This is a genomic window from Stenotrophomonas sp. 05L414_2 (genome assembly GCF_056397905.1).
In genome coordinates this window covers 1-10,346 of record NZ_JBFTOJ010000153.1, presented here as the reverse complement: position 1 = coordinate 10,346, position 10,346 = coordinate 1, and the positions used below count along the sequence as shown (strand labels likewise).

The 10,346-nt window shown below is 65.2% G+C and carries 11 protein-coding genes; 5 read left to right on the top strand and 6 right to left on the bottom strand.

The window, feature by feature from the left end; all coding sequences use genetic code 11:
• Positions 1–446 precede the first annotated feature (446 nt).
• Complete coding sequence (locus AC1DJN_RS17605) at positions 447–776, top strand: hypothetical protein (RefSeq protein ID WP_127564128.1); 330 nt, start codon at positions 447–449, stop codon at positions 774–776.
• Positions 777–1,339: 563 nt separating this feature from the next.
• Here the strand turns inward: AC1DJN_RS17605 and arr are convergent.
• Entirely contained in the window at positions 1,340–1,774 is a 435-nt protein-coding gene (arr, locus tag AC1DJN_RS17600) for an NAD(+)--rifampin ADP-ribosyltransferase (protein WP_282279487.1), read from the bottom strand.
• 127 nt (positions 1,775–1,901) lie between these two features.
• Entirely contained in the window at positions 1,902–2,153 is a 252-nt protein-coding gene (gene ubiK / locus AC1DJN_RS17595) for a ubiquinone biosynthesis accessory factor UbiK (protein ID WP_025874558.1), read from the bottom strand.
• A gap of 158 nt (positions 2,154–2,311) precedes the next feature.
• Here ubiK and AC1DJN_RS17590 point away from each other — a divergent pair, with 158 nt between their 5' ends.
• Positions 2,312–2,650: a P-II family nitrogen regulator gene (locus AC1DJN_RS17590; protein ID WP_032977217.1), complete on the top strand. Its 339-nt coding sequence runs from the start codon at positions 2,312–2,314 to the stop codon at positions 2,648–2,650.
• A 134-nt stretch (positions 2,651–2,784) separates the two neighbouring features.
• Here the strand turns inward: AC1DJN_RS17590 and AC1DJN_RS17585 are convergent, their stop codons facing one another.
• Positions 2,785–3,444 (bottom strand): RIO1 family regulatory kinase/ATPase domain-containing protein, encoded by a 660-nt coding sequence (locus tag AC1DJN_RS17585; RefSeq protein WP_051585083.1) that lies wholly within the window; start codon positions 3,442–3,444, stop codon positions 2,785–2,787.
• 441 nt (positions 3,445–3,885) lie between these two features.
• On the opposite strand from AC1DJN_RS17585, the gene AC1DJN_RS17580 reads away from it, so the two are divergent.
• Positions 3,886–4,791: an aspartyl/asparaginyl beta-hydroxylase domain-containing protein gene (locus AC1DJN_RS17580; protein ID WP_478039614.1), complete on the top strand. Its 906-nt coding sequence runs from the start codon at positions 3,886–3,888 to the stop codon at positions 4,789–4,791.
• A gap of 113 nt (positions 4,792–4,904) precedes the next feature.
• Here AC1DJN_RS17580 and speE read toward each other — a convergent pair whose 3' ends face one another.
• The gene (gene speE, locus AC1DJN_RS17575) at positions 4,905–5,759 is read right to left on the bottom strand and encodes a polyamine aminopropyltransferase (RefSeq protein ID WP_032977218.1); all 855 of its coding nucleotides are present in this window, start codon (positions 5,757–5,759) and stop codon (positions 4,905–4,907) included.
• A gap of 179 nt (positions 5,760–5,938) precedes the next feature.
• On the opposite strand from speE, the gene speA reads away from it, so the two are divergent.
• Both speA and AC1DJN_RS17565 read left to right on the top strand, forming a co-directional pair.
• The gene (gene speA / locus AC1DJN_RS17570; RefSeq protein WP_080149658.1) at positions 5,939–7,828 is read left to right on the top strand and encodes an arginine decarboxylase; all 1,890 of its coding nucleotides are present in this window, start codon (positions 5,939–5,941) and stop codon (positions 7,826–7,828) included.
• Positions 7,829–7,871: 43 nt separating this feature from the next.
• Positions 7,872–8,192, top strand: a complete 321-nt coding sequence (locus AC1DJN_RS17565) for a DUF6122 family protein (protein WP_033832425.1) — start codon at positions 7,872–7,874, stop codon at positions 8,190–8,192.
• Between the two features lie 118 nt (positions 8,193–8,310).
• Here AC1DJN_RS17565 and AC1DJN_RS17560 read toward each other — a convergent pair whose 3' ends face one another.
• Together AC1DJN_RS17560 and AC1DJN_RS17555 are read right to left on the bottom strand one after the other, a co-directional pair.
• A complete protein-coding gene (locus AC1DJN_RS17560) occupies positions 8,311–9,630 on the bottom strand; it encodes an ATP-binding protein (RefSeq protein WP_478039612.1) in 1,320 nt (439 codons plus the stop codon).
• Positions 9,627–10,286, bottom strand: coding sequence for a response regulator transcription factor (locus AC1DJN_RS17555; RefSeq protein ID WP_025874566.1), 660 nt, complete (start codon positions 10,284–10,286; stop codon positions 9,627–9,629). The genes AC1DJN_RS17560 and AC1DJN_RS17555 overlap by 4 nt, the downstream gene beginning before the upstream one ends.
• Positions 10,287–10,346: the final 60 nt, after the last annotated feature.

Below are 10,346 nucleotides of genomic sequence, written 5' to 3'. Positions count from 1 at the left end.
GTGCCGAGCGAGTTCAGGCCTTCAGCTACATAGCGCAGAAATTGGCCGTCTATTCGGAGGCGGACGGAGGGTGGCTGGAATGAAGAGCTACTTGAAAAAGACCCGGGTTCCGGGTGCCATTGCTTATGCCAGCGAAGTTGCGGAGATGTTCCGTTCCACGCGAGCCAACACTGAATAGGACAGGGTGGGCGATTCAAGATCTCGACTCAAGATCTCGACGAGGATGGCGCAAGGATCTTTGGCGCTGCTGGAAGCACGAGCTGGGTTTTGATCAGGTCGTCTCTGCCACTGAGTCACGCGATCCCTCGTCTATCGAGGTTGCAGCGCTCCCAAGCTGTTCTTCGATGCTGGCGCCTCGGGTAGCGAGAGTGGGGGATGGCCGCGGGTCCCTTCTGCTATAAGTGACGCAACCGTGGCCAGAGGGCCTTCAATTAGATTGTGGACTCATGGATTTGTACTGGCGCTTGTTCACCAATTGCACATCGCAGCAGGCGGCTCTCAAGGTCGCGGCGCGGATCTTTCAGCAAGCTGGTCTTGCAGTCGGCAATCTCCACGCAGAGCCATATCACAAGGGCGGCTTCATGGTGAGTACCTGCTCGAGTCATGCCGCTCAATCGTGGCCTGAATTTGTGGTTCTTGCCCTGACTTCGGCTCAGTCCATCGGCCGCGGATGGCTCTTGAGCGGCTCAATTGCAGAGGAGCTGGACGCTTGGTCCAGTCACTCCTCGGTTTCCGGTGTTTCGTCCATCCATATTCAGGCGGAAAGGCAGGAATGACTCATCGCTGGAGCAGATACCGAGTTCCAGCATGGAGCAGCTCCAGAGACCGAGATCGCCAGCCGGCAATCATCTTGCAGGAGCGAGGTGAGGCTTGAGCTTGTGAATCGCGCATCGCGTATCCAGCAGGGCCTGACGGAGCTCATAGTCTCGCGTCGGTGTTCCGCGATATGGAGGGCTCTTGCTCTCGCGATTGATGTCCGCTCCTGGCCGGAAGCGGATGTGAGCCTCCCTGGCAGCGCGCTTTAATGATGAGGAACGTGTCGATGGTCAGCACCCGGTGCAACATCTGCGGTCGAAAGCTTGGCGTCGCTGCCGATCTGCTCTCTGCCGACTGCGGCGGAGACTGCTGGGGCTGCGTGGGAGCGATGGAGCTTGGTTGGCCAGAATCGGCCAAGCGGGTCGCGAAGGAAATCCGAGCCGGGCTTCGGGAGCCTGATGGGGCGGCTAAGCCGCGGTCCGGCAGTTAGCGGGCCAACGTCCGCTTCTGGCCGAAAGCGGACATCGTTCGAAAGCTTGCCGCGTTGATCGTCCGCCGGCCAAAGCACGGACACTTCTATTCATCAGTTGATGATCTCCCCACTCCCCGACGCGACAAACTCCTTCAACTGCCGAACGAACTCCGCATCGTAGGTCTCCCACTCCGTAATCTTTCCAACAACCCGCAATGGCTCCGCACTCCGATACGACCGCGTCGGATTCCCGGGAAACTTCTTGTTGGTCACATTAGGATCGTCCTCGAACGGCCCGGTCGGCTCCACCACATACACACGCGGCCGCCCCTCACCCCGGGCCATCTCCGCAGCCAAACCGGCGCCCTTGGCAATCGTGGTGAAGTAGATGTGGTTCATCACCACACTGTCGCGATAGTTGGAGCGGAAGCCCGCGCTCAGCAGTTCGCCCACCGCGAGGTCAGCGCGGGTGCCGTGATAGAACGGCCCGGCAACCTGGTCGCAGTTGTCATGCGAAACGGGTGTCCATTCGGTGTCCTGTGCCATCGGCACTGCCCCTGACTGTCCTGCCGGATCGACAGGCCGGCGAGTCTAGGATGCCGGGCGGGCCTTGCGGCAAGGCCCCATCAGGGAAATAATCTGTAAGTGGGAGGCGCGGTGCGCCTCCTTTTTTTTATTCTGCCTTGCCGCGGCCTTCCAGCTCGCGCACCGCCGTTTCCAGAGCATCCAGCTTCTCGCGGGTCTTCAGCAGCACCGCGCGCTGCACTTCAAACTCTTCGCGGGTCACCAGGTCCAGCTTGGCCAGCCCTGCCTGCAGCGCGCTCTTGAAGGTGGCCTGCAGTTCCTCGCGCGATTCGCGCAGGCCCGGCGGCACCAGGTCGCTGAGGCGACGGGCCAGGTCATCGATTTGGTTCAGGTCGATCATGGGGTGCTCCGTGGGGTAGTGGGCCTGCGCATCCGGCGCGGCCACGGCGGTTCGGCGCTAAGGATACTGCTGGCCCCGGCCCGCCGGACAGGCGCTGCGGGTTTCGCACCGGCCGCGTTCAGGCGCTATCCTCCACGCCGGAATACAGGAGATAGACGATGAAGATGGTCATGGCGGTGATCAAGCCGTTCAAGCTCGACGACGTGCGCGAAGCGCTGGCCGAGCGCGGGGTTACCGGGATCACGGTGACGGAAGTGAAGGGCTTCGGTCGCCAGAAGGGCCATACCGAGCTGTACCGCGGCGCCGAGTACGTGGTCGACTTCCTGCCGAAGGTGAAGCTGGAAGTGGCGGTGACCGACGATCAGGTGGAGGTGGTGGTGGAAGCCATCGTGAAAGCGGCGGGCACCGGCAAGATCGGCGACGGCAAGGTGTTCGTGTACGACCTGGGCAGCGTGGTGCGTATTCGTACCGGTGAGCTGGACGCGGACGCGTTGTAAGCCGCTGAAGGGATGTGACCGGCGGGGTTTTGCGTCGCCGGAACGAAGAGCGGTCGAGCAAGCTCGACCTCTACCGGTGAAGCGGGTGAAGCGGTCGAGCAAGCTCGACCCCTACCGGTGAAGCGGGGCGGTGGCTACCGGCGCTTGGCCCACTTGTAGAACCGCTTCCAGCCTTGGCGCACGGCCGCCACCCAACCGGGGTCGGCCACCAGCGCCGCCTGCGCAGGGCTCGGCGCCTGCCCGGTCACGCGCTGGCGCATCTTCAGCAGGTTCTTCATGTCGCTGCGGCTCAGCTGCCGGCTCAGCGGGTTGCGGCGCAGCCAGCGCGGTACGCGCCAGGCCGAGGTGAAATCAAGCAGCACCGGTACGCCGGCGCTGACCACCACGTTGGTGCCATGCAGGTCGTTGTGGGTGATGCCGGCGGCATGCAGGCGGCTCAGCGCGTGCTGCAGCTGCTCGAATACTTCATTGCCCACGGCCTGCGCGGTGCTCAACGTCTGGCCGGGGATGAATTCCATGCCCAGCGCCAGGCCACCGAGGGTGCCGAGCAGGGCCGGGGCGTGCTTCCAGCCGCCCAGCCGCTCCAGCATGCGCGCCTCGCGGCGCACCATCAGCCGGGCGATCGGCGACACCGGGGTGCCACGGTAGCGGGAGTAGTCCTTCACCACCGCCGGACGGCCGTCCAGGCAGGTACGGTAGACATCGGGGGCGAGGAAGCGCTCGCCGCGCTTGAGCAGCAGCGGCGCCACGGCATCATCGCCGCAGGACGGGGAGGGAGTGATGGAAGGGATCATGTGGGGTCTCGGGCGACCCGGTGGGCGGCGCTGAAGCGTCAAGCGAACCGGTACGACGGGGGGAACTGGCTAAACTTTCGTTAAGTCAATTTTAGTACCGGCAAGTTCGCTATTCCACGATTTGTCGGAGAAATGTCGGCGTCGTGGCTGGAACAGTTCGTCGCGCTTTCTCGGACAATTCTGTCTCACTTTTCGAAAAGCAATTTGATTTCAATAGCTTGCAAATGCGGCCGGCGGCGCTCGCGGCGCAGCGATGCGGCCCACGCACGCTTGGCTTGACCCCGGCGCACGGCCTGCCGACCATAAGCTGTTACACGCGACATCGACGGCCGCACCCACCCGGCACGTCCCCGTCTCCTGCCGCGTTCCCCCACTGATGCCGGCCCTGCGGCCGCATCGCCCTGTTTCCCTGTCCGGCGTGTGCTGGAGGAAAGTGCTTTGATCATCAAAATCGTACTTGCGGCGCTGTTCGTGTCCTGCGTGCTGTACATCCACTTCYGTGGCAAGGTCCGTGCGCGCTGGTCGCGCCAGCTGCTGGACCACTCCAGCTTCATGGCCCCGATCAACGTGGTCATGTACATGTTCTCCAAGGTGCCGACCACGCCGTTCCTGGACCCGGGCAAGGAATTCCCGCAGCTGGAGCCGCTGCGGCAGAACTGGCAGATGATCCGCGACGAGGCACTGGCGCTGCGCGATGCGCAGGCGATCGCTGCCTCCAGCACGTTCAATGATGCCGGCTTCAATTCATTCTTCCGCCGCGGCTGGAAGCGCTTCTACCTGAAGTGGTACGGCCCCTCGCACCCGTCGGCCAAGGCGATGTGCCCCAGGACCACCGCGCTGCTGGAATCGCTGCCGGACGTGCGCGCGGCGATGTTCGCGCAGCTGCCGTCGGGCAGCGAGCTGCGCCCGCACCGCGACCCGTTCGCCGGTTCGCTGCGCCTGCACCTGGGCCTGGCCACGCCCAACAACGATGCCTGCTACATCGAAGTGGACGGCATCAAGAAGAGCTGGCGCGACGGTGAGTGGATGATGTTCGACGAAACCTACATCCACCATGCGCACAACGAGACGCCCGATGACCGGGTGATCCTGTTCTGCGATATCGCCCGCCCGCTGCGCTTCGGCCTGCCGGGCCTGTTCAACCGCCTGGTGGCGTCCACGCTGCTGGCCGGTGGCGCCTCGCCGAACCTGCCGGGCGACCCGACCGGTGGCGTCAACAAGGCCTTCGGCAGCGTATACAAGGTGCGGCTGAAGGCCAAGGCSCTGCGCGAGCGCAGCGTGGTGGCCTATCAGGTRATCAAGTGGGGCCTGGTGGTGGCGGTGATCGCCGGTATCTGGGCGCTGTAAGCGGACCGCCGCCGGGCATGGCCCGGCGCTACCGGAAAACGAAAAAACCCGCGCTGTCGCCAGCGCGGGTTTTTGCTTTGGTAGGTGCCAACCTTGGTTGGCACGCTTTCCGATCAACCCTTCAGCGCCGCCTTCACGAACGGCGGGGTCACCAGCACGCCGGTGTGCAGCGCGGCGGTGTAGTACAGGGTGTCGAAGGTCTTGGCGGCCGAATCGGCCTGGCGGAAGTCGAAGCTGCTGTCGCCCTTGCGCGCCAGGGTCACGCTCCACCAGCCGGTGGGGTAGCACGGCTGCGGGAACGGCAGGGTCTTGAACGAGCCGAAGCCGGCCTTGCCCATCTCGGTGCGCATTTCGTTGATCAGCTCCAGCTGCATCAGCGGCGACTCGGACTGCTGCACCAGGATGCCGTCGTCCTTCAGGGCCTTGAAGCAGCTCTCGTAGAACGCCTTGTTGAACAGGCCTTCGCCCGGGCCGACCGGATCGGTCGAATCGACAATCACCACGTCCACGCTGCCGGCCGGGCAGTTGGCCATGTAGGCCACGCCGTCGTCGAACATCAGCTCGGCGCGCGGGTCGTCGTTGGAATCGCACAGTTCCGGGAAGTGCTTGCGCGCCATCACGGTCACCTGCTCGTCGATGTCGCACTGGGTCACGCTCTCCACGCCCTTGTGCTTGAGCACTTCGCGCAGGGTGCCGCAGTCGCCGCCGCCGATGATCACCACGCGCTTGGGCGCGGCGTGGGTGAACAGCACCGGGTGGCTGATCATCTCGTGGTAGAAGAAGTTGTCCTTGCTGGTCAGCATGATGGCCCCATCGATGGTCATCAGGTTGCCCCAGTCGGTGGTCTGGAAGATCTCGATCTTCTGGAACGGCGACTGCACTTCGTCCAGCTTGCCGGTGATGCGGTAGCCGATGGCCGAGCCGGTGCGCTCGAAGTGTTCGATGTACCAGTTGCTGTTGTCAGTCATGGGAAAGCATTCCTGTTCGGAGGGGATGGAGCCGGGCTGAAGGCGGGGTGCCACGCATCCGGACGGATCGGCCCGTTCAGGTTCAGACCTGCCACGGGCGCGGGCGCGCATGATAACGAACCTGTGGGCATATAGGCGTTATCATGCCCCCCCTTTTATTTGCCACAAGGCCGACTGCAATGACCGATTGGTCCCTCGACCAAGCCCGCAAGACCTACTCGATCCCGCACTGGGCGGATGGCTATTTCGACGTGGATCAGGCCGGGCACATGGTGGTGAGACCGACCGGGGCGGATGGCCCGGTGGTGTCGCTGCCCAAGGTGGTCGATGCCGCGCGCGCGGCCGGTGCCAAGCTGCCGCTGCTGGTGCGCTTCCCGGACATCCTCGGCCAGCGCCTGGGCAAGCTGCAGGCGGCGTTCGCCCAGGCCCAGCAGGATTGGGACTACCCGGGCGGCTACACCGCCGTGTACCCGATCAAGGTGAACCAGCACCGCGGCGTGGCCGGCACTCTGGCCAGCCACCACGGTGAAGGCTTCGGCCTGGAAGCGGGCAGCAAGCCGGAACTGATGGCCGTGCTGGCGCTGTCGCGCCCGGGTGGCCTGATCGTCTGCAACGGCTACAAGGACCGCGAGTACATCCGCCTGGCCCTGATCGGCCGCAAGCTGGGCCTGCAGACCTTCATCGTCATCGAGAAGCCGTCCGAGCTGAAGCTGGTGCTGGAAGAGTCCAAGGCGCTGGACGTGAAGCCGGGCCTGGGCGTGCGCATGCGCCTGGCCTCGCTGGGCGCCGGCAAGTGGCAGAACAGCGGTGGCGACAAGGCCAAGTTCGGGCTGTCGCCGCGCCAGCTGCTGGACCTGTGGAAGTCGCTGCGCGATACCGAATACGCCGACTGCCTGAGCCTGCTGCACTTCCACATGGGCTCGCAGATCTCCAACGTGCGCGACATCGCCAACGGCATGCGCGAAGCCACCCGTTACTTCGTCGAGCTGTCACAGCTGGGTGCGAAGATCACCCACGTCGACGTGGGCGGTGGCCTGGGCGTGGACTACGAAGGCACCCGTTCGCGCAGCTTCTGCTCGATCAACTACGGCCTCAATTCGTACGCCAGCAACATCGTTCAGCCGCTGGCCAATGCCTGCGAAGAACATGGCCTGACCCCGCCGCGCATCGTCACCGAGTGCGGCCGCGCGATGACCGCGCACCACGCGGTGCTGATCGCCAACGTGTCTGAAGTGGAACAGGCGCAGGAAGGCCGCGTGCCGGACCAGCACGACGACGAGCCGGCCTCGATCCGCCACCTGCGCGAGATCCACGAAGAACTGGACGTGCGTCCGGCGGTGGAGCTGTTCCAGGAAGCACAGCACTTCCACGCCGAAGGCCTGTCCAGCTATGCGCTGGGCCAGATCGACCTGCCGCAGCGTGCGCGCATCGACGATCTGTTCTATGCCATCGCCCATGGCGTGCGTGCGCGCCTGAGCTACGACGAGAAGAGCCATCGCCCGGCGCTGGATGAACTGAACGAGCGCCTGGTCGACAAGTACTTCGTCAACTTCAGCGTGTTCGAATCGATTCCCGATGCGTGGGCGATCGACCAGGTGTTCCCGATCGTGCCGATCGAGCGCTTGAACGAGATGCCGGATCGCCGCGGGATCATCGCCGACATGACCTGCGATTCCGATGGCATGGTCAAGACCTACGTCGAGAACGAAAGCCTGGACAGCTCGCTGCCGCTGCACGCGATCAAGCACGGCGAGAGCTACCGCATCGGTTTCTTCATGGTCGGTGCCTACCAGGAAATCCTCGGCGACATCCACAACCTGTTCGGCGATACCGACGCGGTGGAAGTGCTGGCCGATGCCGATGGCTATGCCATCACCCAGCAGCGCCGCGGCGATACCACCGACGTGATGCTGGACTACGTGGGCTACAAGCTGGATGACCTGCGTGCGGCTTACGCCGAGCGCGTGGCATCGGCGGACCTGTCGCCGGAACGCGCGCAGGAGCTGTCCGAAGCGCTGGAAGCGGGCCTGACCGGTTACACCTACCTGTCCGATGAACCGTTGATCTGAGGGTGACGGGAACGCCGGGCATGGCCCGGCGCTACCGGTGCTGATGAGCGCCCGCGCGATCTTCCATCTGTTCCTGCATGCCGCCGTGCCAGCCCTGCTGGCATGGCTGTTCTGGCGCAAGCGCTTCGCCTCGGCGTGGCTGTTGCTGCTGCTGGGCTGGATCATCGATCTGGACCACCTGCTGGCCGATCCGATCTACGCCCCGAACCGCTGCAGCATCGGCTTCCACCCGCTGCATACCGCACCGGCGATTGCCGTGTATGCCGGGCTATGCGTGCCGAAGAAAACGCGGCTGGTAGGCATCGGTTTGATGATCCACATCGTGCTCGATGCCATCGACTGCTGGTGGATGCATCACCGTTGAGGCTTGGTAGATGCCGACCTTGGTCGGCGCTCTTGATGCGCGTCGACCACGGTCGACACCTGCCGGGTGGCGCATGATCCGGTAGCGCCGGGCCATGCCCGGCGAGCGCAGCGGCGCGTTACCCCATCGGCAACCACAACGTGGCGCGCAATCCCGGTTGTGCATTCTCCAGCGCCAGCCGTCCACCATAACTGGCGGCGATATCACCCACGATGGCCAGGCCCAGGCCACTGCTGTTTTCGCGCTCATCCAGCCGTACGCCACGCTGGGTCACCTGCGCCAGCGCCTCGGCTGCCAGCCCCGGACCGTCGTCGCGCACATCAATGCGCAACTGTTCATCGTCCACGCGCGCAGTGACCGTCACCTCCCGCTGTGCCCACTTGCCGGCGTTGTCGAGCAGGTTGCCGAGCATCTCTTCCAGGTCGGCGCTGGCACCGGCGAACTGCAGGTCGTCGGCAATGCCTTCGGCCTGGAACTGCAGCGCACGGTCCCCATGCACGCGCGCCATCAACCCGCACAGCGCCTGTGCCACCGTGGCCACCGGCGTGCGTTCGCGATGGTCGGCGGTCAGCCCGGCGGCAAGATAGCGATCGACGCTGGCCTGCATGCGTGCGCCCTGTTCGCGCAGCGTCGCGCGCCACGCGCGGCCCTCGCCATCGGCTTCAGCGGCGAGCACGCTCAGCGGTGTTTTCAGCGCATGCGCCAGATCCTGTGCGCTGGTGCGGGCGCGGCCCACCATCCGTTGCTGGTGGTCGAGCAGGGTATTGAGCTCTTCGCCGAGCGGTGCGATTTCAGCGCCCAATCCGGCCGTATCGATGCGCTCTGCATCGCCGCGGCGCACGCGTTCCAGCTGCGCACCGAGACGCTGCAGGGGCCGCAGGCCGAAAYGCACCTGGCTGGCCAGTACCGCCAGCCACGCCGCTACCAGCACGGCCAACGCCATTGCGCTGCGTTGGCGGAACGCGGCGACGTCCGCATCCAAGGCACTGCGGTCGGTGGCGACCACGGCGACATAGGGTTGGTTGGCGCGGGGCAGGCGCACCGGCTGCACGCGCGCGCGCAGCGATTGCTGCAGCGGGCCCGGCAGATTGCGTTCGGCCGTGCCAGTGGCGGCCACTGGCAGCGTTTCGTCCCACAACGAACGTGACTGCAGCAGCACCTTGCCGCTGCCATCGGCGATCTGCCAGTACGCGCCGGAGAACACGCGCTGGAAGCGCGCATCGTTGGGTTCCTGGCGCAGCTGCAGCTGGCCATCGGCATCGATCTCGGCCTGCGCCAGCAGGGTCAGCATGTCCTGCTGCAGTTCGTTGTCCAGGCGGTCGCGCGCGCTGCGCTTGAACAGTTCGCCCAGCAGCGCACTGGCCAGTGCCGAGACCAGCAGCAGGCCGATGCCACCGGCCAACAGCAGCCGGCGTCGCAATGACGGCTGCCGGCTCACGGCGCGGCCAACCGCCAGCCCTGGCCGCGTACGGTCTGGATCAGGTCGGTGCCGAGCTTGCGGCGCACCCGCCCCAGCAGTACGTCCAGCGCATTCGAATCGGGGTCATGACCGCCATCGAACACATGTTCGCCCAGGCGGTCGCGGCCGATCACCTGGCCGCTGTGGTGAATGAAGTAGCTCAGCAGGCGGAATTCCTGYGGGCTCAGCGCCAACGCCTGGCCATCCAGGTCGAAGCGCCCGGCATTGACGTCCAGCTGCAGTGGACCGCACTGCAACCGTGGACTGGCATGGCCGTGGCTGCGGCGGATCAGCGCGCGCAGGCGCAGCACCAGTTCGTCGGCCTGGAAAGGTTTGGTCAGGTAGTCGTCGGCGCCGGCGTCGAAGCCGGCCAGCTTGTCGTGCCAGCGCCCGCGTGCGGTCAGCACCAGCACGGGAAAGTCGCGGCCGTTGCCGCGCCAGCGTTCGATCACGCTCAGGCCGTCCAGCCCGGGCAGGCCCAGATCGACGATGGCGGCCTGCAGGTCTTCCACCTGGCCGATCTCCTCGGCCTGGCGACCATCGGCCACCACCTCGACCACGTAACCGGCCTGCTCCAGCAGCGGCTGCAGGCGCTCGGCCAATGCGGCATCGTCTTCGGCCAACAGGATGCGCATCAGTCGTCCAGCTCCGTCTTCAACAGCCTGCCGTTGCGCGCATCATAGTCCAGCTCCACC